The following is a 25,189-nucleotide window of genomic DNA, read 5'->3' on the forward strand; positions in this document are numbered from 1 at the left end:
CGTCACGGCCTCCCCGCCGGCGTACAGGCGGCGCGCTCGGTCCGGGACACTTCCTCGGGACTGGTCAGCCCGCTGTTGGTGCAGACCGCGGTTTCGGCAATGTCGCTGAACAGCGCCTCGTTGCTGGTGCTGATGAGCGGATCGAACGGCAGCGTCAGGTCGTCGCCGGCGCGGAACACGTCGATGCGGCTCGAATCGAAGATGTTGAGCACGGGTAGCGCCAGCGACGCGGACAGGCACCCGCCCCCCGCGGCACCGATCAGACAGCCGTTGGCGCGGCTGTCCGCGCGCGCCACGCCGTCGCCGACGACCAGCGTGTCAGTCCTCAGCAGCGAGGTCGCGGTACCGCCGATCCCGTCGATCGTGCCGAACAGCGCGACCGTATTGGCGGGCGCGGCGACATAAAGCTGCAACGCGCCCATCCCCGCCGACTGGCCCGGAGCCGTGCCGCCGATCACCACGCCATCGGTCGTGCCCGACAGGCCGGTATTCTGGAACAATGCGAACCCGCCGTAGCGGACGATCACCCGCCCGGCGCGCACCGTCGTGCGGTCGGCATAAATGCCCTGCGCCCCGAAGCGCGCCGCATTGTACAGCGCCGACGTCGACTGCGCGACATAGGTCGAGGCGGCGGTGCCCGGCGCGATCGGAGCGCCGCCCGCGGTCAGCCCTAACTCGCGCAGGAACCCGTCGTCCAGCCCGACCCCGATCGCATCGGCGCGCAGATCAAGCGTCGCGTCGCCGACCAGCAATCGCCCGCCCGCGCCCGAGGTCGTCGCGACGCGCAGCTGCGTGGCGCGCGTCGCCGCGTCGCTGCCGCCGCCCAGTACGATCGTCCGCGTGGGGGGCGATCCGTCCGCCACGAAGCGCCCGAGCACGTCGATCCGCCCGCGCGTGCGGAGCGCGAAGGTGGTCGCGCCGGTCGCGGGCTTCAGCGCGAGCGCACCGAGCGTCACCGCGCCCTGCCCGGCGTCCACCACGACCCGCGCCGCATCGACCAAGGCGAATTCGGCGCCGCTCAGGTTTAGCCGCGCGGCGGCCGTGCCATATTCGGTGGCATTGTCGCCGGGCGCGTCGCCCAGTCGCATGCCCCGGCTGGCGTCATAGCCGGTGATCGCCACCTCCCCGGCGACGACCGGTGCGGCCAGCGCGAGGTCGCCCGCGCGGATCGCCACGGTGCGCGTCGGGTTGGAGACGCTGCCGAGCCGCGCGACGCCGGTGGTGGTGATCGCGAGCGCGCCGCCGCTGGTCAGCGTGGTCGCGGGGGCCAAATCGACCGCGCCGCCGCTGCTCTCCGCCGCGATCGACAGCCCGCCGCTGCCCGCGGTCAGCGCCAGGGCGCCGCGCGACGCGACCGCGCCTTGCGTCGCGGTCAGCGCGATGCCGCCCGCGCCCTGCGCCACCGCACCGTCGCCGCCCAGCACGATCGCGCCAGCGCGCACGTCGTGCGTACCCGCGGCGGTCACCGCGCCGGTCAGCCGGGCAGTGCCGCTGGCGCGCAGCGTCGTCGCGGCGGCCCGCAGGGTGCCGAGCGACAGGTCGCCCGCGCTCGCCATCGCTGCCAGCGCGCCTTGCGTGCGCACCGTATCGACCGCGACGCCTTGCCCGTGCAGCTCGCTGTACCCCGTGGCATCCCAGGTGCGCGCCGACAGGGCCCCACCGGCAACGACGCGTGCCGCCCCGCGCGCGGCCAGCGTGCCGATCGTGGCCGCGCCGCCCGACTGGACGCCGATCGCCGCGGCGTCGACCGTGTCGAGCGTCGCGCTCCCGCCCGTCTCGAGCGACAGCGCACCCGTCGCCGCGACCCGGCCCAGTGTGGCCGCGCGTCCGGCGGTCAGGGTCGCCGCCCCGCCGACCGTCGCATCGCTCACTCCCAGGTCGCCGCCCGCGCGCAGCGTCGCGTCGCCCGCCGTCGCCAGAGTCCCGATACCCAGCGTGTCGCCGGCCGCTACCGTCGCCTGTGCGCCCGACCCGCGGTCGAGCGTCGCGCCCCCGCCGGCCGTGATCGCCAGCGCCTCGGTCGCGGCGATTTGTCCGATCGTCGCCCCCTGCGCGGTGGACAGCTCAGCGGCCCCGCCGATCGTCGCATCCGCCACGCTCAGCGCGCCGCGCGCATCCAGTGTCGCGCTGCCGGTCGCGGTCAGGCTGGCGACGCGTTGCGCGCCTCTCGACCGCACGACCACATCGCGCGCTGATACCGTCCCCAGCGTGGCGTCGCTGCCGGCATTGACCACCAGCGTATTCCCGGCCGCGAACTGGCCCAGCGCCACCGTGCCGGCACCGTTGATCGTCGCCGCACTGCCCACCGTGCCGTCGCCGGCCCGCAGCGCATTGCCCGCACCAAGCGTCGGGTCGGCCACGACCTGCGCGGTCGCCCCATCGAGCCCACCGCCCGCCACGACCGAAAGGCCCCCCGCCGATACCGTCGCACCGCTGCCGGGGTCGAACGCCGGCACGCGGGTCGCCGCTGCGCTGACCTGCAGCGCGCCGCCCGCATCGATCGCCAGTGCCCCATTGCTGCTTACCGCCTGCCGCACGTCGACCGCGTCCGTTGCGGTCAGCGCGGCGTCGCCCGCGACCAGCGCGTCGTCGACCGATAGCGCCCCCGCTCGCGCGGTCATCGTCAGCGCCGCGCTATGCAGCGTCGTCACCGCAATCCCGCGCCCCGCGATCGTCGTCGCACCCGCGCTCGTCGCGTTCGCCACCTGCACCGCACCGCCGCCATCCACCGCCAGCGTACTGCCGCTGTCGAGCAACCGCGCGGTCACGTCCGACGTGGCCGCCAGCGTCAGCGCACCCGCGGTCGCGGCATCGTTGACGCCGAGAGCACCCCCGCGCGCCGTCGCATCGAGCGACCCGGCCCGCACCGTCCCGAGCGTCACGCCCGCGCCACCGATCGTCGCCACACCGGCCGTCACGATCGACTGGAGCGCCGCGGCGCCTCCCGCCTCCGCCACCAGCGCGCCGCCGCGGCTGACGATCGCTTCCGCGTTCAGGCCGCGCGTCGCCCGCAGCGTGACGTCGCGCGCCGCCGTCGCGGTGCCGAGCGTGATCGCGTCCGCATCCACCGCCAGCGTGTCGGTGGTCAGCGTGCCGAGCCCCGCCGCGCCACCCGCGGTCACGCGCACGGCGCCGCCCGCAACGGTCCCGGCGGTCGCGGCACCGCTGGCGTCGATCGCGACGTCGCCGCTGCCGCGCGCGACTCCCAGCGACAGAACGCCGCTCGTGCTCGTGAGGGTCAGCGCAGCGCCGGTCGTCGACCCCAGCGCCACGATCCCCCCGACCACCGCGACCGAGCCACTGGCCGACGCCTCGGTCACCGTCAGCGCACCATCGCTGTCGAGCGTTAGCGCGCCGCCCGCGATCGTCCGCGTCGCGTCCAGCGATCCGGCGACCGAACGCAGGTCGCGCCCGGCGGTGACCTCTCCGGCCTGGATCGCGCCCCGCACCGTCAGCGAGAGGTCGCGCCCCGCCGTCAGTTTCGAAAGCACGCCCTCCCCGCGCGCGCCCAGGCCGGCCGCATCCACCACCGTCAGGTCGCGCGCGGCGCTCGCCGTATCCAGCGCCAGCGCGCCGCCGGCAGCCAGCGAGATATCGGTGCCCGCAGTCACTTGCCGCGCGGCCAGCGCCCCATCGCGCGCGATCAGCGTCATACCCGCGTCACGGCTCGCCGCGCTGTCGAGCCTGACGCTCGCCCCGCGCGCGACGCCCGCGCCGATCGCCGCCAGCCGCGTCAACGCCACGATGGCACCGGCGTCCAACGTCGCCACCCCGCCCACGCTGACGGACCCGCCGGTCAGGTCGCCGCTCGCCGCGGTCAGTGTCACGTCCGCCGCGCCGGTGAGGTCGCGCAACGCCAGCGCGCTGCCCGCCAGCGTCGCCGCGCCCGCCGCCCCCACATCGCCGCCATAGGATTGCCCCGCCGTGCTGCGCACCGCCAGCGTGCCGCGTGCGGTCAGGCCGCCGGTCAGCGTCACCGTCGTGGGCAGGACGCCGCCCGTGCCGATCGCGACATTCTGCGCCGCGACGCTGCCCAGCGTCAGTGTGCCGGCCTGCGCGACGGTCAGGTCACCCGCCGCGACGATCGCGCCCGTCACCTGCGCGCCGCCCGCCCCGGCCAGCGTCACCGCACCATTCCGCGCGGTCAACGCCGCCGCCTGCGTCCCGCCCGCGCTACGCAGCGTGATAGTGGTCGCGGACGCCGCGCCGGTACCCACGCCCGCGCCGCTGTCGAGCAGCAAGGCGCCGCCGAGGTCGACCGCACCGACCGACACCGCCGCGTCGCGCACGATGCCGGTCGTCGGTGCGGCACTTGCCCCCACCGCGCCCAGCAGCTCGCCCGACACGACATCGCCCAGCGTGACCGCGTTCCCCACGGTGCGCGAGCGTACCACCAAGGCGGAGCCCGCCGCGCGCGTCGCGCCGGCCTGCACCGCCCCACGCAGCGCGATCGCCCCCGCGCTGTTGCCGCTGGTCGCCAGCAGCAGTTGCTCGGCCCCGGTGCCGTCGGCGTTCGCGCGCAGCGTCGTGCCGAGGCCGCCGACGATGTCGCCATCGGCCGCGCGGATCGCGACCGCGCCATCGGCACGCTGCACCACCAGCGCCGCGCCGTCGCCCAGCGTCACGCCGCGCCCGCTCACCTCATAGTCGCCGCCCGCCGTCACCGCGCCGCGCACCTGCGCCGCACCGCCGGCCTGCACCGTCACCGCGCCCGCCGCCTGCGCCCCACCCAGCGTCGTTGCACCGCTGGTGGTCAGCGTCGCCGCACCTCCGGTCGCGACCACCTGCGCCACGTCAAGCGTCGTCGCCTTCGCGTCGATCGTCGCGCCGGTAACCGTACCGATCGCGCCCCTCCCCAGCGCCAGCGCCACATCGCCGCCCGCGTTCAGGTCCGTGCGCCCGCCCATGCCCGATCCGGACAGCGGTCCGGACAGTGACCCCGCGCTGATCGTGATATCCGCACCGGCACCGCCGTTGCCCAGCAGCACGTCCGCCGCATCCACCGTCAGAGCGGTCGCGGCCTGCAGCGATCCGGCGTTCAGCTGCCCCGTCGTCACCGACAAGCCGCTTACCGTCGCCGTTAGGAAATCGCTCACGTCCAGCGTCGTCGCGGTCGCATCGATCGTCGCGCCGCTCGCCGAGTCGAGGCGCCCCGTACCCAGCGCCAGCGTCAGCGCACCGTCCGCGAACAGGCTGGTCCGCCCGCCGATCCCGATGCCCGCCAGCGACCCTGCGCGGATCGTCATAGCCCCGGCGGCGATCCCGCGGCCCAGCGACACGCTCGCCGACTCCACCGTCAGCGCGCCCGCCGCCTCGAGATTTCCGGCGGTCAGCGTTTCCGTGATCCTGAGGGTCAGATCGCCACTCGTCGTCGTCGCGCTCGTCACGTCCAGCGTCGTCGCGGTCGCGTTGATCGCCGCGCCGCTCACCGTGCCGAGCGCTCCGGTCCCTCCCAGCGTCAGCGCCAGCACGCCACCGGCGCTAAGGTCGGTCCGCCCGTCGGCGCCGCGCCCCGCCAGCGAGCCCGCGTCGATCGTGACGTCCCCGATGCCCCCGACGCCGCTGTCGAGCCGCACTGCCGCCGCATCCACCGTCAGCCCGTTCGCCGCGGTCAGCGACCCGGCGTCCAGCGTGCCCGTCGTCGTCACCAACAACGCGCCGCCGGTCGTCGTCGCCGACGTCACGTCCAGCGTGCTTGCCGTCGCGGTCAGCGTGCCGGCCTGCAGCGCGCCCAGCAGGCCGTCGCCGAGCGTCAGCGTCGCCGCGCCCGCCGAGGTCAGCGCGGTGCGTGCGCCCGTGCCGCGCCCGGCCAGCGTCGCGGCGGTCACCGCCACGCTGCCGCCGCTGATCGTGTCGACCGACGCCGCACCCGCGCCGGTCGCGATCGACAAGGCTGTTCCCGCCGAAACCGATCCGGCGTTCAGCGTGCCGGCGTTGGTCGTCACCGTCGTCGCCGCGTTGCGGCTGGTGATAGCGCCCAACACGATCGCGCCGTTGCTGGTCAAGCTGGTCGGCCCGTCCGCGCTGACCACCGCGTCCGCCCCAGCAATCGTGGTCGCGGCGTCCAGCGACAGCGGCGCGCCCGCGGTTACGATCTGTATGCCGCTCGTCGTCAGCCCGGCACCGGTGCTGCGCGCCGTTAGCCCGCGCGACAGCGACAAGGAGCCGAGCCCGATCGTGCCGCTGCGTGTGATCGTGTCTGCGAAGCCGCCGCCCGCACGGTCGCCCTGCAACGCCAGCGCTGTGACGGTGCCCAGCCGCACCACCCCCCCGGCATCCGCCGACAGGATCCGCACGACGCTTTGTTGCGATGTCCCGCCCGCCAGCCTCGCCGCGACGGTGTCGATCGTGCGCGCGCCTGCGCCCAGCGTCTGGATCGTCAGCGCATCGGTGCCGGTGCCCAGGTCGTTCGCGCGCAGCAGCACTCCGTCGCGCGCCAGCACATTACCGGTGCGCGCGGTCACCGTCACCGCCCGTCGCGCGCGTTGCACCGCGCCGGTCACGCCGCCCAGGGTCACGCCCGCGCCGGTCACCGTATAATCGGCGCCTGCGGTGACCGCGCCGGTCACGCTGACCGCGGTCGGCCCGCTGACCACGACGGCGTCGTTCGAAGCGAGGGTGCCCAATGTCACGGCACCGGTACCACGCCCGGCGATCGTCAGCGCCGCTCCGGCCGTCTGCGTCACCGACGTTGCGCCGATGCCGTCGCCCCTCAACTGGACGCGCCCAGCGGCGTTCAACGTCGCCAGTTGCAGCGCCGCATTGGTGTCGAGCGTCGCCGCCCCTCCGGCGGTGATCGCACCGCCATAGCTTTGCGCACCGTTGCTCGAGATCGCAACCGCGCCACCGGTGCCGGCACTCGTCGTGCCCGTCACGGTCAGCGCCGCGCCGCGCACGTTCTGCCCGATCGCGATGCCGCCGGTCCCCGACAGCGACGCGGCCCGCAGCGTTCCCGATCGATCGACCGTCAGGACGCCGCCCGCCGCGATCGCGCCCGCTACGCGCACATCGCCGGTGCCGGTGATCGACACCGCGCCGCTCGTTCCGGTCACGCTGGCCGCTACGATGTCGTCCGGGGCGCTCAGCGTCGCGCTGCTTGCCGACAAGGCGCCCGTGGTCAGGCCGCCGCCCGCGCTGTCGATCGTCAGCGCGCCCGTCGCGGTCACGTCGCCCAGCGTCACCGCGGTCGCCGTCGGGGCGGAGCTTATGTCGACCGCGCCTCCGCCCAGCAACGTCGCCCGGCCCAGCACGATTTCCCCGTCGTTGGGGGCGGTCGCGGTCGTCACCGTCAGGGGTTGCGCAACGACGGTCTGCAACGTCACCGCGGCGCTGCCGGTCGTGATCGTGCCCGCGTCGGCGGTAATGGTCACCGCACCGCCCTGCGATACCTGCGTCACCGCCGTCGCCCCGCCCAGCGTCACGTTGCGGCCGGTGACGGTATAAGTGTCCGCGGCATCGACGCTGGCCGCGACCGTCGCGTCGCCCGCAGCATCGATTGTCACCGCCCCCGCGCTCGTCGTCACCGCCCCCGCCCCCGCGCCGAGCGACCGCGCGCCGATCGCGACGTTTCCGCCGGCCGAGGTCGACAGCGCCGCGGTGCCGCGCGTCGCCAGCGAGTCGATCGTCAGATTGCCGGCGACGTCGAACGTCGCGGCGTCCAGCGTCGCCGAACCGATCGTCAGGTCGCCCAAAACGTTCAGCGTGGTGCCCTGCGCCACCGTGTGATTGGCGTCCGCCGCGGTGATGCCGAACGCCGCGACCTGACCCAGTGCGATCGACCCGGCGCTGCGCACCTGCACCGCATAGGACTCCGGTGCGGGCACACCGGTCGTCAGCCGCGCACTGCCCAGCGCGATGCTGGCGCCGTCCATGAAGATCCCGCGGCTGATCGCTGCATCATAGCCGAGCTCGGCGCGGTTCGACGTGAGCCGCAGGTCGCCCAGCCCGGTGATCGCGCCGGTCGCGGTCACGTCGATTTTGCCGAACACCTGCTGCGCCACCGTCGTGTTGGCGGTGCCCAGCGTCACGCTCGATCCGCGCGCGATATAGTCGGCACCCTGCGACAGGACGGAGCCCGCGACGGTCACCGCGCCGCCCGCGATCGCGCGCACGGCGCGCGCGCCGCGTAGCGCCGCGGCGCTCGACAGCGCGGTGTTGCGCTGCACGTCGGTCGCGGTCGCGCCCGCGGCATAGGTCACGGCGGGATTGCTCGCCTCGCCCGACGGCGCACCGGCGCTCAGCACTATGCCGCGGTCGGTCGCGGTCGCGCCGGTCGCGGTCAAATCGCCCTTCACCGACAGCAACTGGTCGGTCAGCGCGCCTTGCGTGGCGAGCGCCAGCGTGACGTTGCGTCCCTCGATCGTGCCGTCGACGCTGAACGCCCCGGCCACGGTCGTGCCCTTGGCGATCGTGATCGACAACGGGCTGCCCAGGCTGGTGGCGACCGTCACGTCGTGCGACGCCACCAGCGCGACGTCGCCGCTTGCCTTCAGCGTCGCGGGCAGATCGCTACCCGTCGCGGTGGGCACCTGCACGCTGGCGCCGATCAGGACGAGGTTGCTGAGCGCCGTGCCCCCGACCACCTTGGTGCCGGTGGTGGTCAGCGTCGCGCGCGGCGACACGGTGATCCTGCCCGCGGTGCCGCCGGTTTCCAGGCGGAAGCGGTTGCTGGCGCCCGTCGCATCGAAGGCGGTGTCGGGCAGGTCGATCGCGCTGGCGATCAGCGCGCCGACATTGACCGCGCCTGTCGGGCCGAAGGTGATCCCCGACGGATTGACCAAATAGACCGCGATGTTCGCGTCGGATTTCAGCGCGCCGTTGATGACCGACGGATTGCCGACGTTGCCGGTCACGCGGTTGAGCACCGCCAGCGGCAGCGTGCCCGGCGTTGCCGTCGCGTCATTGAAGGCGATCGTATTGCCCAGCGGAATGTCGAAGCGGTTCCATTCCACCACCGCCCCGCCCGCGCTGCTGACGCCGACGTCGATCCGGGTGTTGTCGGCGGAGATCGTCGGCGTGGTGGTGCCGCTGTGGCTGGCGATGTCGGACAGCGTGACGCCGGTCTGCGCCTGCGCGCCCGCGACCAGCAGCGCGCCGTTCAGCGCGGTGGTCAGGGTCAGTGCCCGTCGCAGGTTCATCTTTCGCATGCTCGCCCCCCGGATGTCATCTTAGCGTGCCTGCGGCGCAAATTGCGCGGTCAGCGATATCATCAGCCGCCCCGGCGGCCGCGCCTTGTCGAACGACAGCGCGCGGTCCAGCGGGCGCGCATAGCCAACCTCCAGCACCGCACGCCCCGGCAGCGTCACGCGCACCCCCGCGCCGTACGACCGCAAACGCCGCTGCGCCTCGGTGGTGTTGCAGTCGAGGTTCCACAGCCAGACGGTGTCGTTGAACGCGAACACCTGTACCGGTGCGCGCGACGTGGCGGGCAGGTCGACGCGCACCTCGTTCTGCACGCCCACCGCGCGGTCGCCGCTGTTGGCACCGGGATCGTAGCCGCGCCCGATCGACAGGCTGCCGACCGAGAATTCCTCGAAATTGAGAAGCGCGTTCCTCGCCCATTGCCCGCGCGCCGCACTCGCCACCGAAATCGCGCCGCTGCGCACCACGCCGTCCAGCGTCCCGCGGATCACCAGCGCCTGCGGGTTCGCCCCGAACCGCGACGGCGTATAGCCGTAGCCGCTGCGCGTCTCGCCGCGCCTCGTCGCATCGAACAGCGACAACCCGCGCCGCAACTCCAGCGTGCCCGCCAGCGAGCCCCATTCGCTGCCATCGGGCTGGCGCGCACGCACGCTGCCCGCACCCCGCACGAACAGCACGCGCAGCTTGTCGCGGTTCAGCGGACTCGACGTATCGCGCGCATAGATGCGCGTGTGCTGTTCGATCAGCTCGGCGCCGGTGCCCAGCGTCAGGTTGCGCGACAGCGACCGGATCACCGGGACCGTCACGTCGAACCCCGCGATCAGCGAGTTGGAACGCAGGTCGAGCTGCCCCAGGTCGGGCCGCGACAGCGCGTAATTCGCGCGCAGCCCGAACGTCGTGCCTTGGCTGCCGACGCCGGTCAGCCACCCGACCTGCCCGACCAGTTGCTCGTCCGATCCGATCGTGGAGGACACGCCGACATAGGCGGTGTCGCTAGCGGTCAGCAGCCCGTACCCCTCGGCGCGCGCATAGCCGATCTCGCGCCCGATCTGCCGCGAGCCATAGTTCTGGATGTTGGCGAGCAGCGCGAAGCGCCGCCGCACGATCGTCAGGTCGCCGATCACCGCCCCCGGCACGGTGCCGGCGGGGCGCAGCGCCAGCTGGACATCGAGTCCCGGAATGTCACCCGCCAACAACAGGATACGCTCGGCGGCGCGCTCGTTAAGCGGGTCGAGCTTCTGCAATTGCGCGATTCGTGCAAGCAATGCAGCGCGATTAGGCCCGACATCGCCGCGCACGCCCACCTCGGTGATGTGCGCCAGCACCACGCTAAGCGTCAGCTTTCCGCCGGCCAGCTCCTGCGGCGGCACCTGCACCAACGCGACGTAACCCGCCGCGCGCAGCGCAGCAGTCGCGCGGTCGCGGACCCGACAGACGACTCCAATCGGCTGCTCGCCCGGCGCGCCAGTGCCGACCCCAGCCAGCACTGCGGTGATCTCCTCGGGCAGCGGGCGCTCGTCCGCGGCGACGAACGCCACCGTGGTCAAGGTCGTGCGCAACGGCGAGGTGTCGAGCGGGCACAACGCCGCCTCGGCTACGCCCGATGCGTCGACGCGCACCTGCGTGGCATCGCCGGTGCGGGCGTCGGGGATTGGCTGCTGGATTTGTTCGCGGCTCGGCAGGCTGTCGGGTGTGTTGGGCCGCTCCTGCGCGACAGCGGATCCCGCGCTGCCGACGAACGCCACCGCCCATAGGCCACGCGCAATTACAAATCGAACGATGCGCATGATCCCCCCAGACGGCGGCGCCCCCGACGCAATCGCACGCACTGGTTAATACAACCTTTATGCAGCGACAGTACTTCGTTTAAATGCCATGACAGCTGAGCGATCACCCTTGCGCGGCGGCGCTACTAATTGACGTGCCTGACGCTCAAATAATGCCCGCAACAGCAGCTTCGATGCCTACGGGATTTATAGACGCTCTTTAGACCAAGTGCCTCCAAAGTTCAGGACTGCGTTTGTTCCCAACAGGCCGTGGAGGTGCGGCAGCACTCAAATTTCCGCTACGAAGGAGTGCCAAAAAGGGGCCGCCGCCGAACTTAGGTCGGTACCCGCGTCGTAACCGGGGGCAGGAGCAGGAGTTTTTCGGCCGGCTTCCTCTTCCACAGCCCGGGAGCGATCTGCGGCACGCCGTTTCGGATCAGGACATCGGCGACGTGGATGGCCGGGACGAGCGGCGTGTCAGGTCGAAAGTGGTGACCCCTGCGGCGGCGCGCTCGAGCATCCGATGCACCGGATAGCGCTTCTTCCTGACACTCTCCTCGAACGGAATGCCGTCGAGCAGCTGCGAAGCGCTGGGGTTGAGGGCGTCGCTCCGCACCGCCGCTCACTGGCCCGATCCGAGTTCAGGAGAGACACATGACCTTGCGTGCCGAGGTCGACCGCATCGCAGCGGCCGGCGACGCGAACGTGCGCGTCCTGCATCCGCTACGCCTGCTCGAAGGCCCGACCGGCGTTGGTGTCGGTCGCGGACTTCACGTGGGCGTCGCGATCGACGTCGAGACAACCGGACTCGACCAAGACACCGGGTAGGTGATCGAACTCGCCATCCGCCGCTTCCGCTACGACGCCGATGGCGTGATCACCACCATCGACGAGGCGTTCGAGTGGCGGCAGGATCCGGGAGAGCCGCTCGCCGCCGACATCAGCGCCCTGACCGGCCTGACGGATGCGGACCTAGCTGCCGTTGCGAGCTTCATGAACGAACGTCCCCTTACGCCATCTGGTTGCCCGAAAGCGGACCGGCAGCTCTCCACCCAGATCCGACGACATGCCTGCCTCACCAACCCCAACGACTGGATCAAAAGGTTAGATCGGGGTCAGCGCATAAAGGCCTTCGCCAACATATCGAACACTACACGGCATCGCCTGATGCGCTTCAGATCCTCATGCATCACGATCCATATAGGCAGCGGCAGATCCAGCGCATCGACCAAAATCCGCACAAGCGCCGGATCACGCTCTGCGACGACAGTCTGGCAAATACCGATCCCGAACCCCGCCTGGATAGCCGCGAACTGTGCCGCATCGCTGTCGACCCGCAAGGCGAACGCGGACCGGTCGATACTTGGCAGGTGCCGCATGGCCGCGCGGATGAAATCCGTCTCGGTGTCGAAGCCAATCAGGTCGTGGCCGGACAGATCGGCCAATGTGTTCGGCACGCCGCGCCGGTCGAGATAATCGCGGCGTGCGTGGAAACCGAGACGAACATCCCCGACGTGGCGGGCAACCAACGCTTTCTGGGTCGGCTCGAACATCCGCACCGCGATGTCGGCATGGCGTTGAAGCAGATCGTCGGGCTGATCAGACAGCGACAATTCGATCGTCAGCTCGGGATGCGCCCGGCGGAGATCCGTCAGGATCGGCGGCAGGTGCATGACGCCGACTGCATGGCTGGCGCTGATCCGCACGACGCCGGATACGGCATCCGGACCGCCGCTGCCCGATCGCCGTAGCGCCGCCGCGGCGGCCACCAGCGCATCGGCATGGGGGCGAAGCGACAGCGCATGATCGGTCGGCGACAGCCCTCGCTGAGTGCGAACGAACAGCGTGCCATCGACCGCTCGTTCAAGCGCATCGATATGGCGGGCGATGCTCGGCTGCGTCATGCCGAGCGCCCTAGCCGCACCGGACAAGGATCCCTCGCGCAGTACGACGGCGAAACTTCGATAGACATCCCAGCTTGGTTCGTTGCTCATAGATTTACGTATAGTGGCTTGCCGGTTTTCAGCAATTTTCGTTTCACTGAACTGCCATCATCATCGTCGTTGTCACGATGGAGACGATGATGACACAGCGAACAGCACTAATTCTGGGTGCCAACGGAGGGATTGGCGGGGCGATGGCCCGGCGACTGCTCGCAGGCAACTGGACCATCCGGGCACTGACCCGAAGCGATACCGCGCGCCTGCCCGAGGGATGCATAGGCGTGAGGGGCGATGCGCTGGACCCGGCTGGCGTGATTGCCGCAGCGACAGGGGCGGACGTCATCGTCCATGCCGTGAACCCGCCGGGCTATCGCGACTGGGGAAAGCTGGTCCTGCCGATGCTCGACAGCACGCTGGCGGCGGCGAAGGCGAGCGGCGGGCGGATCGTGCTGCCGGCGACGGTCTATAATTTCGGCGCCGATGCCTTTCCGTCGATCACCGAGGATGCCCCCCAGCATCCCCGCAGTCGCAAGGGCGCGATCCGCGTCGAATTGGAACGACGCCTGGAAGCTGCGGCAGACACGGGCGATGCCAAGGTTCTGATCGTCCGCGCGGGGGATTATTTCGGCCCGGGCGCCGCGAACAACTGGTTCGGCCAGGGACTGATCACGCCCGGCTCCCGGCCCCGCGTGATCCGTAATCCCGGAAAGCGCGGCGTGGGTCATCAATGGGCGTACCTCCCCGACGTCGCCGAGACGATGGCGCGGTTGCTCGACCAACCCGACCTGCCGGCCTTTGCGCGTTTCCACATGGACGGTCATTGGGATCCGGACGGCCGCCGGATGGTCGAGGCGATCGCCCGCGTGCTCGGCGATCCGGCCGTGCCGATCCGCCCCCTGCCCTGGTGGCAGCTTCGCCTGGCCGCGCTGTTCGCCACGACGCCACGCGAGTTGACGGAAATGCGCTATCTCTGGGAGCAGCCGGTGCGTCTGGCGAACGATCGGCTGGTGGCGGAACTCGGGCAGGAACCCCGTACGCCGCTGGACGACGCAGTGCGGGTGGCGCTGGCGAGCCTCGGCTGTCTCTGACGGCGGGTGACGTGGGGGCCGCCATCGGCTATACCAGTGGCGAGACCGAAGGAGCCACGACCATGAACGACCGGAAGATCAGCGCCACCCGCCCTGCCCTTTCCGTCCGCCACGGTGTTCATGTCGAACTTCCTCACTCTCTCCAACCTTTCCGCCGCCACGCCTGACGGCCGACCGCTCTTCCATGATCTGACCTTGTCGGTCGGTGCCGAGCGCATCGGCTTGGTCGGGCGCAACGGATCCGGCAAGTCGACGCTGCTGCACATCATTGCGGGCGAAGCGCTTCCCTTGTCCGGCACGGCCCACCGCGCGGGCACGGTCGACCGGCTTGCCCAGCTGTGGCATGACGGGGATAGCGTCGCCGAGGCACTCGGTGTCCACCGCTCGCTGTCGATCTTGGCAAGGATCGAAGCCGGGGATGGCACCGCGGCAGACTTCGACGCCGCTGACTGGACACTGCCGGCGGCGATCGATGCCGCGCTCGCCGATGTCGGCCTCGGCGGCATCGCCCTGGAGCGCCCGATGGGAAGCCTGTCCGGCGGCGAGCGGACGCGGGTCGGCATGGCCCGGCTGGCGATCGCCAAGCCCGACCTGTTGCTGCTCGACGAACCGACCAACAATCTCGACGCCGAAGGCCGAACCGCCATCGAACGCTGGATCGCAGGCTGGCGTGGCGGCCTTTTGGTTGCCAGCCATGATCGCGCGCTGCTCGGAACCATGGACCGCATCGTCGAACTCAGCCCGATCGGCAATCGCATCGTCGTCGGCGGCTGGTCGGCCTTCGCAGCGGCGCGCGATGCCGAAAGGTCCCGTGCGGAGGCCGAACAGACCCGCACCGATGCCGCCCTTCGCACCACCCGCCTGACCGCTCAGTCCGCGCGCGAGGCCAAGGACCGACGCGACAAGGCCGGGCGCACCTTTGCTGCCAAGGGATCGGAGCCGAAGCTCCTGCTCGGTGCCCGCGCCGAGCGCGCGGAGAACAGCGGGGGACAGGCCCGCCGCCTCGCCGAACGACAGATCAAGGAGGCTGTGCAAGCCCGCGACGCTGCACAGACGCGGGTCGAGGTGCTGACGCCGCTGACGATCGATCTACCGGCCACCGGTCTGCCGTCACAGGCGGAGGTGCTCGCGATCGAGCAAGCGACCGTCGCATATGGCGACCGACATTTCGGACCCTGGTCCCTGACCATTCGCGGCGCCGAGCGTGTCGCGCTGATCGGCCGCAACGGCGCCGGCAAATCGACCCTGCTCCGCCTCGCCAAGGGCGCCATCGCGCCGGCCAGCGGTACGGTTCGCCGACGCGCCGATCGGATCGCCATGCTCGACCAGCATATCGGCCTGCTCGACGCCGCCGACACCATCATCGGCAACCTGCGCCGCCTCCACCCCACGCTGGACGAAGAGGCGGTCCATGCCGCCTGCGCGCGCTTCGCCTTTCGCAACCGTGATGCCCAGCGGCTCGTCGGCACGCTGTCGGGTGGGGAGCGGCTGCGGGCAGGATTGGCCGCCGCGCTCTCCGGACCGCAGCCGCCTTGGCTGCTGATCCTCGACGAGCCGACCAACCATCTCGATATCGAGTCGATCGAGGTTCTGGAACGCGCGCTGCAAGGGTTCGACGGGGCGCTGCTCGTGGTCAGCCACGACGCTCGCTTCCTGAACGCGATCGGCATCGAGCGGTCCGTGGCCGTCAGCAGCATCAAAGAGGATGCCGCCACGCCCGAGCCCGGTTAGGCCGGCGCGATGCAGCGTCTTCATATCGCCATAGCGGGCTGTGGCCCGGCGGGTCTCGCCACGGCGTTGCTACTGCATCGCGACGGCCACCATGTCACGCTGTTCGAGCGGTTCGATGCGCCCCGCCCGGTGGGATCGGGGCTGATGATCCAGCCAACAGGCTTTGCCGTCCTGCGCGAACTCGGGCTGGCCGACGCGCTGCTCGACCACGGTGCGCGCATCGATCGCCTCCACGGCGAGGCGGGAAGCAGCGGCCGGGTCGTCCTCGACGTCCGCTATGCCGCGCTCGGCAAAGGCGCAGGGTTTGGCATCGGCGTCCACCGCGCAACCTTGTTCGCCGTGCTGCACGAAGCCGTCGGTGCCGAGCGGATCGCGATCGAAACCGGCTGCGGGGTGACGGGAAGCGAGATGGCAGCAGACGACCGCCGCTTCCTGCTGCTGGAGGGCGGTCGCCGCGTCGGGCCATTCGACCTGATCGTCGACGCGCTCGGCACACGGACGCCACTGGCGCCACCCTGCGGTCGCAAACTGGCCTATGGTGCGCTCTGGGGCACGTTGGACTGGCCCGCCGATGCCGGTTTCGATCCCGGCGCACTTGAACAGCGCTATCGGCGCGCGAGCGTGATGGTTGGCGTCCTGCCCATCGGGCGGTTTCCCGGCGCCCCACGCCAACAGGCCGCGCTGTTTTGGTCGTTGCGCGCGGATCGGCTGCCAGATTGGAGGATGGCCGGGCTCGACGTCTGGAAGGCCGAGGTATCCGCACTATGGCCAGCAACGCGAGGATTGCTCGACCAGATCCGATCGGCCGATCAACTCACCTTCGCCCATTATGCGCACCGCACGTTATCGACGCCCGCGGAGACGGGCATGATCCACATCGGCGACGCCTGGCATTCGGCCAGCCCGCAATTGGGCCAGGGCGCGAATATGGCGTTGCTCGATGCCTATGCCCTGGCGCTGGCGTTGCGGCGATCACCGGATGTCGCGGCGGCACTCGGTTCGGCGATCGCGATGCGCCGGCGGCATGTCCACCTGTACCAGGCGCTGACCGCGCTGTTCACCCCGGTCTACCAGTCCGACAGCCGGGCGATCCCGTTCGTGCGCGATCGCATCGTCGGGCCGTTGTCGAAGCTTTGGCCAGCCACCCGCATCCAGGCGGCAATGGTCAGCGGCCTCATCGGCAATCCCCTGAAGCCGCTGTTCGGTTAGCGGACGGGCGCGCATCGAAATAGCCGAATGCAACGTGTGCCCTTACACCAACCGTCGGCCAGCGCTCACAACGACCGCTGCTCCGAGGGAAGAAAGGGCTTTCTCATTCCCTATACGGGCAAGACGGCGTATTCGGACACAGACGGCGAAAATATATCCGCGGCTGTCCGAATTCGCTGGCTCGTCCGTATAGGGTGATAGAGCTCGACCCGGATCAGTCAGGCTGCCTGCGCCCGCAGCGTGCACTGGGCGTCATCATACTGGACATTGGGCCGCATGACCTGCCGGGTCAGCCAGGCGCTGGCGCGTTCGATGCCGTCGCTCAGATCGTCGGCGGGCTTGCCGTCGATATGCACGATCTCGCGCGGCGCGAGGCGGAAATGGCCACGCACATGCGCCTGCGGCAGGATCAGCCCCCGGTTGCCCGCCTTCGACAGCCACAAGTGACAACCGCTCTGGATGTGGCAGCGACCATCGCGCGGCAGGAACAGCGCGATCCCGGTCAGCGCCGGGGTCGGACGGTTGCGAAATTCGAGGTGCAGCAGATCGGAACTGGTTTCCACGGCATGGCGGCCCACCTCGATCTTGTCCTCGATGCCGAGCGCATCGCCGCCGGTGATGACGACGCCGGGCTTGAGCTTGCGGTTGCCGAGCAGCAGCTTGACGATGGCGCGGGTGACGGCGGCTTCGAAGATCGTGTTGGTCATCATTCTATCTCCCTGTTTCATCCCCGCATCGGGGCCGTTCATCGTCTCGTTCATCTCAAATCTGGTTCTCGCTCCGGCAGGCGCGCACGATCTGGGCGGCGGCGCACTCCAGCCCGGCAGCGCGGTCCCACAGGCAGTTCCAGGGCAGCCGGGTGCCGATCTCGACCCCGTGGCGGCCGAGCTTCACCGACAGTCCGCCACGAGCGGGCACCAGATGCAGGCCTTGGTCGCGGTCGCGAAAGAAACTGAGGTCGGTGAGCAGCAGCGGTCCGGTGATCGAGCGCAGCGCGACATCGACGCGGACGGGGTCGATCGTCTCGGGGTGGAAACCGTGCCGAATCAACAGCGTATCGCGACGCCGCGTGGCGGCACAGCGCAGCAGCGCCTGATCGAACAACGGCTCGGTGACGGGGGTCATCGCGATGATGACGTTATGGTCGAGGCATTCGACCGCCCCGGGCAGGCCGGAGTTGCCGAAGAGCGGCGCCGGTTCGTCGCAGCGGAGTTCGCCGAGGACATAGTTCATCAACGCGACCGAGGCGGTCGGCAAAACATCGTGGATCATGGAGGACATGGAGCCTTTTCAGGATAAGCGTGATCCCCGGACCGGCTGGTCCGGTTCAGGCCCCTTCGATTTTCATCTCTCGTCAGGGCTTCGCTCGGCCCCGGCCAATCTTCCCTTCCTCACGCGGCAGCGGTCGCGGCCATCGCGAAAGATGGCGTTGCCGATCACGGCATAGCCCCAGCTATCGAATGTGCGGGCGCTATCCGCGATGGTGCCGGAGCGGTGGATGGCGGCGGCCGGGCAATACACCTCGGCGATGGCCAGCACCCAGCCAGCGATGCTGCCGGCGGGCTGGCGTTGCCACCATTGTCCGGCGATCAGAGCGGTCAGCAGCAAGACGGCGCTCACGCGGAACATCAACGGAAAGCGGCGGCGCTTCATTTTCTTTCCTCCAGCAGATTGTCGCTGCCGGAGAGAGTAAGCATCTAGAAATGCGTCAGATTGTTCAGGCGGAAGCAGCCCAGCTTGCCGCATGTTGCAGCAACCCGAACGTCATTCCTGCACGGCAGGACTTGGTTCGTTAACCGGTCCGGCCTACACCAGCCACGTTCGCCAGCAGGCGGACCGGGGCGTGAGAACCCCGCGATTAGTAGCCGAATGCCCGGCCCGAACCAGTTTCGGCCGGGAGGCGCACGCGTATGTCCAAGGCCTTCGGGTCCAAAGGCGTGCGCGCTCGTCTAATCGCGAGTTCTCAACTTCCGGCTTTCGGGCCGGCATCGCCTCGTTTCACGGGGCGGTGCCGCCGGCTGGGGAAGCCGATGCATCGCCCGACACGGGGGTGCGTATGGTTGCGGGACACAGCCGCCAGTGGCGGAAAACATTTCAAACACCATCGGTGATTTCAGCAGCCATGCTGCTCGCGGCCTGTGGCGGTGGAGGTGGCGGCGTCGCTTCGTCAGGGTCGATCCCGACGCCTGCACCCACGCCGACGCCGAGCCCGACACCGACGCCATCACCCACACCGACCCCGCCGCCCAGCGCTGCCGATAGCGCCGAGTACGAGGCGTCTGGCGCTGTGGTCGGCGCGAAGGCCGCCTATGCCTATGACAAGGGCATCACTGGCAAGGGCATGACCATCGCTGTCATCGATACCGGGATCGCCACCACCAGCGCCGAGTTCGCCGGCCGTATCTCGCCCGACAGCAAAACGTTCGAAAGCAAGATCGCGCGCTGCGCCACCTGTGCGCCGGAGACGGTGACCTTCCCGCTGGACGATGTACAGGGCCATGGCACCGAGGTCGCCTCAGTCGCGCTCGCCGCGAAAAACGGCTCGGGCGTGCACGGCGTCGCCTATGACGCCACACTACTCGCCCTCAAGATCGCCGCCCCCGATCTCGAAGGCGTCACCGCGACCTCCGTCATCAAGGAGGCGGACAGCGCTAATCCGATGAACATCGCCGCGGCCATCGCCTATGCGGTGGAGAAAGGGGCGTTCGTCATCTCGATGAGCCTGAACGGCGGGGCAGCCGGTCAGGCGGCGACCGACCAACGCAACGCCATGGACGGCGTCGTTAAAGCCGACCGGCTGCTCGTCCAGTCCGTCTCGAACTTTGTCGACGACAAGAGTGCAGCATTAGGCACCATCACCCGCAATTTCGTTGGCAGCAATCTGGAAAACAAGAACAATTTCTTGTTCGGCATCCGCGTCGACAGTGCGCTGCGACCGCCCAGCGGCAATGGCCTGCCCGGTGATCTCGCCGACCGCACGCTGGCGGTGGTCGCGACGGACGTCAGCGTCGTCGGCAAGGACGGGCAACTGACCACCGTCACCGGCAACAGCTTCGCCGCCCCCGCCATCGCCGGGGCGGCCGCGCTGCTCAAGCAATACTGGCCGCAACTCGGCGGCAAGGCGATCTCGCGCATCCTGCTCGATACCGCCACCGACCTCGGCGACAAGGGTGCCGACCAAATCTTCGGTGCCGGTCTGCTCAACATCGAGGCGGCGATGAAGGCGCAGGCACCGGCCAGCGCCTTTACCGCCGCCGACATGGTGCTGGCGCGCTATTCCTCGCTCAGCCTGTCGGCCCCCTTCGGGAGCGGCGGGCAGCTATCCGATGCCGTGACCCGCATGACGGTGTTCGACCGCTATGGCCGTGACTTCGCCATGACCAGCAGCGCCGCACCATGCAGCCGGGGATCGGGGTTGCTGGCAGGCGCGATGCTGGGGACGATCGATCCGCCGTGGCTGGCCACCACGGCCAACGACCCCAAGCTCGGTTTCACCTCCGCCGCCACCGGACCATGGGCCGCGGCGCGTTCCGGCCGCCCGGCCACCTTCACCTTCTCGCCTGCCGCAGGCCAGACCGTCAGCTTCAGCGCCAATGTCGGGATCGGGCAAGGTGCGGGCATCGCCGGTTCTGCCCTGCGCGGTGTCGTCGCCGCGCCGGTCGGTACGTCATCGTCGTGGAGTGGCGACGGTTGGTCGGCAGGCTTTGCTTCCGGCGCATCGCGCGACGGCCGCTCTGCTTTGCGCAGCGTCACTTTCGCATCGCCGATGGGCCTCGGTGTCGAACTGTCCGACCTGACTGAACGCGGTCAGGTGCTGGGCTTGCGCGGCCCCGCTGGCTTTGCCCTCTCCGGCAGCCGGACGACGCTGGCCACGCTGACCGCCAGCCGAACCGTTGCTGGCGTGCTGCTGTCGACACGGGCCACGGCCGCCACCACCCGGGTCTATGGCGGATCGGACATGCTGCGCTTTACCGGGCCGATGACCGGGACGGCGTTCGCGCTCGACGCCGCGCATCGCCTCGGCGGCGGCACCGTGACGCTTGGCTTGTCCTCGCCGCTCCGGCTCGAGCGCGCCCGCGCAGTGGTCGAGGCGCCCATCACCTACGACCTGATAACTGGCGTGCTCGCCACCCGTCTTACCAGCGTCGACCTGACACCGACCGCACGCGAGATGGATGTCGAGCTCGGCTGGTTGGCTGCGCTGTCGCCCACCTCCTCGCTGCGGCTCGGCGTCGCCCATGCCTTCGACGCCGGGCACGTCGCCGGCGAGCAGGACACCGCCGGCTTCCTCAGCCTGACCCTCCGCTGATCCCGCATCACCACAAGGACATAGCCATGTACGACAGAATGATATTCGCAGCGGTTGCAGCCGGACTGCTCACCTTCGCCGCACCCGCCTATGCCGCCGATCCGGCAACCATGGACGTGGCTGGCATTCGGCTCGGCGACACGCCGCAGCAGGTGAAGGCAGCCCTGCAGCAGGCCGGATACAGGGTGACCGAGACGCGCAAGACCGCGTCCTTCGCCCAGCGCGTCGCGGTGGAAGTGGCGAACCGCAAGGGTACGGCGGCACCCAATCCAACCTATGCCGGGATCGCCGAAATCATTGCCATGGGACCACACCAGGAGCGTGCCGACATCCAGTTCGCCCAAATCGCCGGGGGCGACAGCGTGTCGCGCGTCGAGGTCACCATCCCAGGCACCACGATGGGCGAAGCGGCGATGAAGGCACAGCTCTCCGCCAAGTATGGCAAGCCCGATGCGGTGAAGGATCAGGGGCTTACCTGGCACTGGTGTGCGCCGCAGGCGGCGAAGATCTGCGGCATGACCTATACCGGTGGCGAACTCGATACGGCGTGGCCGACGCTGCGGAGCAGCACCGCCATGGGCACCAATTCCATCATCCTGGAAGCGGGCACCGATGCGGATCGCCGCCTCAAGCAGGCGTTCGAGGCCGCCGTGCTGGCCCGCGCGCCGAAAACCGATAAGGCAGCATTCTGACGATGGACGGGGTGGCAGCAGCCACCCCGTCCATCGGATCAAAAGCCAAGTCGCACCGATTGGCCAGGCTTCACGGCTACCTCCGCGCGCAGCCGTTCAACCAGTTCCAGCGCATCCGCCGCTGGCCAGTGACGCAACTGGCGCGCGACCACCGCGAAGTCGCCGGGAGTCAGCCCCTCTACCATGCCAAGGCATGTCGGGGCGGGCTCTCCGAAAAAACGCAGGAAGGCGGCGGCGGCGCGCTCTGCCCCGAGCGGTTTCAGCCGGAGTTTAAAGACGAACCGCCGCAATGTCGCCGGGTCCAGCCCCGCCTCATGGTTCGTCGCCGCGACGACCGGCAACGGATGCAGGTCGAGCCACGTCAGCAGTTCATTGACCTGTCCCACTTCCCAACTGGTTCGCGCCGTACTGCGGTCGAACAGCAGCGAGTCCGCCTCGTCGAACAACAGCACGACCTCCCGCCGCCGCGCCTCGGCAAAGGCGTTGGCGATCTGCGCCTCGGTCTCGCCGACCCATTTGGACAGCAGGTCGGATGCACGCTTGACCAGCAGCGGCCGGTCGAGCGCCCGTGCGAGATGATGTGCAAATGCCGTCTTGCCGGTGCCAGGCGGCCCCGTCAGCAGCAGCGACACGTCGCTTGCCCCGCCATCTGCCATGGCCGCGAACAGGCGGTCGACCGGCCGATCGGTTTCGAACAGGTCGAGATCGAACGCCGCTGGGCCAGGGGGCGGCAACGTGCCGCCACGCAACGCGCACACCAATGCCTCGGCTGCGACGGTGCCGCCATCCGTCTCGCCCGCCAGCTTACCCGCACGCGCGGCCATGCGCAGGACGGTCGCCGCTTCCGGCGCGGCGTCGAGCAGGGTGGAATAGCCCGGACCGGGCGTCACCTGCTCCTCCCGCGCCACCCGGTCGAGCATCGCCGCCGCCGCCGCGCGCGACGGCAGGTCGAGCCGCAGCACGAAGCTCATCCGCCGCAGGATCGCCGCATCGACATTGCCGATCGCGTTGGTCGTCCAGATCACCGGCACCGGATTGGCCTCCAGCAGCCGGTTGACGAAGACCTTGCTGCCCTCGCGCCGACTGAACCAGTCGCCACCCGCGGACGGGCTGGCATCGCCGATCAGGTCCTCCATCTCGTCGAACAGCAGCACCGCCGTCTCCCGCCCGCCGAGCAGACGCTGCGCCAGGGCGAGCGCCGCGACGCGGTCCCACCGGCCGGGTTCCTCGCCGTCCTCGTCCGCCTCGCCGACGCCGTGAAGCACCGCGCCTGCCGCAGCCGCCAGCGTACGTGCCAGTTCGGTCTTCCCGGTGCCGGGCGGGCCGTAGATCAGGATGTTGACCCCCGCCGCCGCCTCGCCCAGCGCACCGCGAAGCAGGCGGACGAGGAAGTCGATCGGTTCGAGATGCGCAAAGGCGTCGAGCCCCAGCGTTGCCGCCTGCCGCCGACCGACCAAAGTGTCGAGCATGGCCTCCTCGCTCGCCGGAGCACGGTCGAGCAGACGTTGCAAGGTCCAGCGGATCTCGACATCCGCCTCATTCTCGCGCGTCGCAGTGAAACAGGCGAGGCCAATCCGCGTGACCGCTCCTCGGCGTGCCGCACGTTCGGCATCCTCGGCGCTGGCACCGGCCATTTCGCCGAGGAGTTGCGGCAGGTCATGCCCATGGCGACTGAGCAAGCGCGTCAAAACACCGATGCGCGGCAGTCGGTCGCACGCGACCATCAGGCGCAGCAGCGCCGCATCGATCGGCGACAATCCTAGCAACCGCGCCAGCGTACCCGCGAGTTTGAGCGCCTCCGCCCGCACCGGCTCCCCACGCGGAGCAGCCAGACCGGCGAGTAAGCCTTCCCAGTTCCATTCGCCTTCCACGTCGGGCAGCAGCCAGGGCCGATGCGGCTCCGCCCATTCCAGCAGCGCCTTGGCGAGCGGTGCCGTGGCGGGCAACGCGCCCGCCGTCCGGAGCATCAGGCCCCGAACGATATCCAGTTCGTCCATGTCGTATCCACGAGTCTCTCAGGCCGACGGCGCAGAGGCGCGCGTCGACGTCATTCCTGTCGAATGGGTGAGGTGCGGCGGGGGCGGATGCCGGCCCGCCGCCAACGTCGTGGGACGTTTACGCGAAAGGCCGGAGACCGCCGACCCGTGCACCGCAATAGGCGGCAAGGTCGAACACAGCATGTCTCCGTATGGCCCGCGCAGTTGGTGCGGGCTCGCGGGGCATATAGCAGAAAGTCGTTACGCTCGCAATCCGTCAGGCGATCGTCACGGCATGCGCCCCTCCCGCCTGCTGCTCGAACCGGGTGCGTCGCCCTGTGAAGCACTCGATCACCATCGCCGCCGTGCGGGCATGCTCGCTCGGCTTGACGGTGGTGAACACGCCGCCGCCCGCCAAGGCCATCGGCAACAGCAACTGGTCGGCGAGATACGGTCCGGCAAAGGCCTCGCACGCCAGATAGCCGCGCATCCGCCCCACTGCCTTCTTCGCGACCCGCTCCGCCGTCACGCCCAGTTGCGCAAAGCCGCTCACAATCTCGGTGACATGCTCGAACTGTGCTTCCAGCAACAGGATGTTGCCCGGGCCCTGATCAGCCGGCAATTCCCGCATGAAGCATTCGCGCTCCAACCAGCCGAGCGCCTTGCGAACCAGTGCGATCTCCCGCTCGGCGATTGACATGGGCAATCCGGCGAACAAGGCGCAGGCGGAAACGCCGAGCGCCTCGCCCCGCGCAATGTACTCGACCGACCGGAGCGGGCCGGGGGTGATATCCACCTCGATCCGCCCGCCGCCGCGCGGGTAGAAGCCGTGACGGATAAGCCGTGCCTCCACCTGCCCGCCCATCCGCCGGACGATCGGAAGGAAGCAGCGCTCGATGAACTCGAACGGCGGGGCCAGCATGTTGTGGGTGCCGCCCTCCAGCACCAGCCGCGACGGAGCGTCGGCGAGCAGCAGCGGCATGAGGACCGTCTGCAACACCAGCCCCGTCGACCCCGCCGTTCCGACCGAAAATCGATAGTCGCCAGCCTTTACCCGGCCGGGACGAAAGGTCAGGTCGGACGACCCGACGACCAGCCCCTCGCACGTCGCGCTGCCGATCGCGCACGCCGCCTCGATCGCGGTGACGTGCTGGCGCATTAGCCCCGGCTTCGACCGCCTGGCGCGGACATTCGTGATGCGGACCGGCTCCCCGGTAACAAGCGACAGCGCGCACGCATTGCGTACGACCTGTCCGCCGCCTTCGCCCTCGCTGCCATCAATCTCGATCATGATATTCACTCTGACCAGTGGTGTGCGTCGTCCACGGCCGCCT

15 protein-coding genes are annotated in these 25,189 nt (G+C 69.9%); 6 read left to right on the forward strand and 9 right to left on the reverse strand.

What is annotated here, in order from left to right; genetic code table 11:
• Nucleotides 1-2: 2 nt before the first annotated feature.
• The 3 genes from SPHPH_RS0108655 to SPHPH_RS0108665 form a co-directional block, all read right to left on the reverse strand.
• Nucleotides 3-9,137 (reverse strand): filamentous hemagglutinin N-terminal domain-containing protein, encoded by a 9,135-nt coding sequence (locus tag SPHPH_RS0108655; protein ID WP_028966348.1) that lies wholly within the window; start codon nt 9,135-9,137, stop codon nt 3-5.
• A 30-nt stretch (nt 9,138-9,167) separates the two neighbouring features.
• Complete coding sequence (locus tag SPHPH_RS19280) at nt 9,168-10,928, reverse strand: ShlB/FhaC/HecB family hemolysin secretion/activation protein (RefSeq protein WP_156025910.1); 1,761 nt, start codon at nt 10,926-10,928, stop codon at nt 9,168-9,170.
• A 415-nt stretch (nt 10,929-11,343) separates the two neighbouring features.
• Nucleotides 11,344-11,523 (reverse strand): hypothetical protein, encoded by a 180-nt coding sequence (locus SPHPH_RS0108665; RefSeq protein WP_028966349.1) that lies wholly within the window; start codon nt 11,521-11,523, stop codon nt 11,344-11,346.
• Nucleotides 11,524-11,561: 38 nt separating this feature from the next.
• Here SPHPH_RS0108665 and SPHPH_RS21405 point away from each other — a divergent pair, with 38 nt between their 5' ends.
• Nucleotides 11,562-11,735, forward strand: coding sequence for a hypothetical protein (locus tag SPHPH_RS21405; RefSeq protein WP_202900654.1), 174 nt, complete (start codon nt 11,562-11,564; stop codon nt 11,733-11,735).
• A gap of 287 nt (nt 11,736-12,022) precedes the next feature.
• Here the strand turns inward: SPHPH_RS21405 and SPHPH_RS0108675 are convergent, their stop codons facing one another.
• Complete coding sequence (locus SPHPH_RS0108675) at nt 12,023-12,901, reverse strand: LysR family transcriptional regulator (RefSeq protein ID WP_028966350.1); 879 nt, start codon at nt 12,899-12,901, stop codon at nt 12,023-12,025.
• A gap of 89 nt (nt 12,902-12,990) precedes the next feature.
• On the opposite strand from SPHPH_RS0108675, the gene SPHPH_RS0108680 reads away from it, so the two are divergent.
• The 3 genes from SPHPH_RS0108680 to SPHPH_RS0108690 all read left to right on the forward strand — a co-directional run bounded on the left by SPHPH_RS0108680 (nt 12,991) and on the right by SPHPH_RS0108690 (nt 16,878).
• Complete coding sequence (locus SPHPH_RS0108680; RefSeq protein WP_037489371.1) at nt 12,991-13,938, forward strand: NAD-dependent epimerase/dehydratase family protein; 948 nt, start codon at nt 12,991-12,993, stop codon at nt 13,936-13,938.
• Nucleotides 13,939-14,058: 120 nt separating this feature from the next.
• Nucleotides 14,059-15,669 carry an ABC-F family ATP-binding cassette domain-containing protein gene (locus SPHPH_RS0108685; protein ID WP_028966352.1) on the forward strand — a complete coding sequence of 537 codons (1,611 nt, stop codon included), beginning with the start codon at nt 14,059-14,061 and terminating at the stop codon, nt 15,667-15,669.
• A 9-nt stretch (nt 15,670-15,678) separates the two neighbouring features.
• Nucleotides 15,679-16,878 (forward strand): FAD-dependent oxidoreductase, encoded by a 1,200-nt coding sequence (locus tag SPHPH_RS0108690; RefSeq protein WP_028966353.1) that lies wholly within the window; start codon nt 15,679-15,681, stop codon nt 16,876-16,878.
• Nucleotides 16,879-17,096: 218 nt separating this feature from the next.
• On the opposite strand, the gene SPHPH_RS19285 is transcribed toward SPHPH_RS0108690, so the two are convergent.
• From SPHPH_RS19285 to SPHPH_RS0108705, 3 genes are all read right to left on the reverse strand, one after another.
• Entirely contained in the window at nt 17,097-17,585 is a 489-nt protein-coding gene (locus tag SPHPH_RS19285; protein ID WP_156025912.1) for a hypothetical protein, read from the reverse strand.
• A gap of 55 nt (nt 17,586-17,640) precedes the next feature.
• A complete protein-coding gene (locus tag SPHPH_RS0108700) occupies nt 17,641-18,159 on the reverse strand; it encodes a hypothetical protein (RefSeq protein WP_156025914.1) in 519 nt (172 codons plus the stop codon).
• 63 nt (nt 18,160-18,222) lie between these two features.
• Nucleotides 18,223-18,531: a hypothetical protein gene (locus SPHPH_RS0108705; protein ID WP_028966355.1), complete on the reverse strand. Its 309-nt coding sequence runs from the start codon at nt 18,529-18,531 to the stop codon at nt 18,223-18,225.
• A gap of 634 nt (nt 18,532-19,165) precedes the next feature.
• Here SPHPH_RS0108705 and SPHPH_RS0108710 point away from each other — a divergent pair.
• Both SPHPH_RS0108710 and SPHPH_RS0108715 read left to right on the forward strand, forming a co-directional pair.
• Nucleotides 19,166-21,187, forward strand: coding sequence for a S8 family serine peptidase (locus SPHPH_RS0108710; RefSeq protein WP_028966356.1), 2,022 nt, complete (start codon nt 19,166-19,168; stop codon nt 21,185-21,187).
• A gap of 26 nt (nt 21,188-21,213) precedes the next feature.
• A complete protein-coding gene (locus SPHPH_RS0108715) occupies nt 21,214-21,879 on the forward strand; it encodes a hypothetical protein (protein ID WP_156025916.1) in 666 nt (221 codons plus the stop codon).
• Between the two features lie 38 nt (nt 21,880-21,917).
• Here the strand turns inward: SPHPH_RS0108715 and SPHPH_RS0108720 are convergent, their stop codons facing one another.
• A complete protein-coding gene (locus SPHPH_RS0108720) occupies nt 21,918-23,876 on the reverse strand; it encodes an AAA family ATPase (protein WP_028966358.1) in 1,959 nt (652 codons plus the stop codon).
• Nucleotides 23,877-24,132: 256 nt separating this feature from the next.
• Complete coding sequence (gene rtcA / locus SPHPH_RS0108725; protein ID WP_028966359.1) at nt 24,133-25,146, reverse strand: RNA 3'-terminal phosphate cyclase; 1,014 nt, start codon at nt 25,144-25,146, stop codon at nt 24,133-24,135.
• Nucleotides 25,147-25,189 lie beyond the last annotated feature (43 nt).

The organism is Sphingomonas phyllosphaerae FA2 (genome assembly GCF_000427645.1).
Taxonomy (GTDB): Bacteria; Pseudomonadota; Alphaproteobacteria; order Sphingomonadales; family Sphingomonadaceae; genus Sphingomonas; species Sphingomonas phyllosphaerae.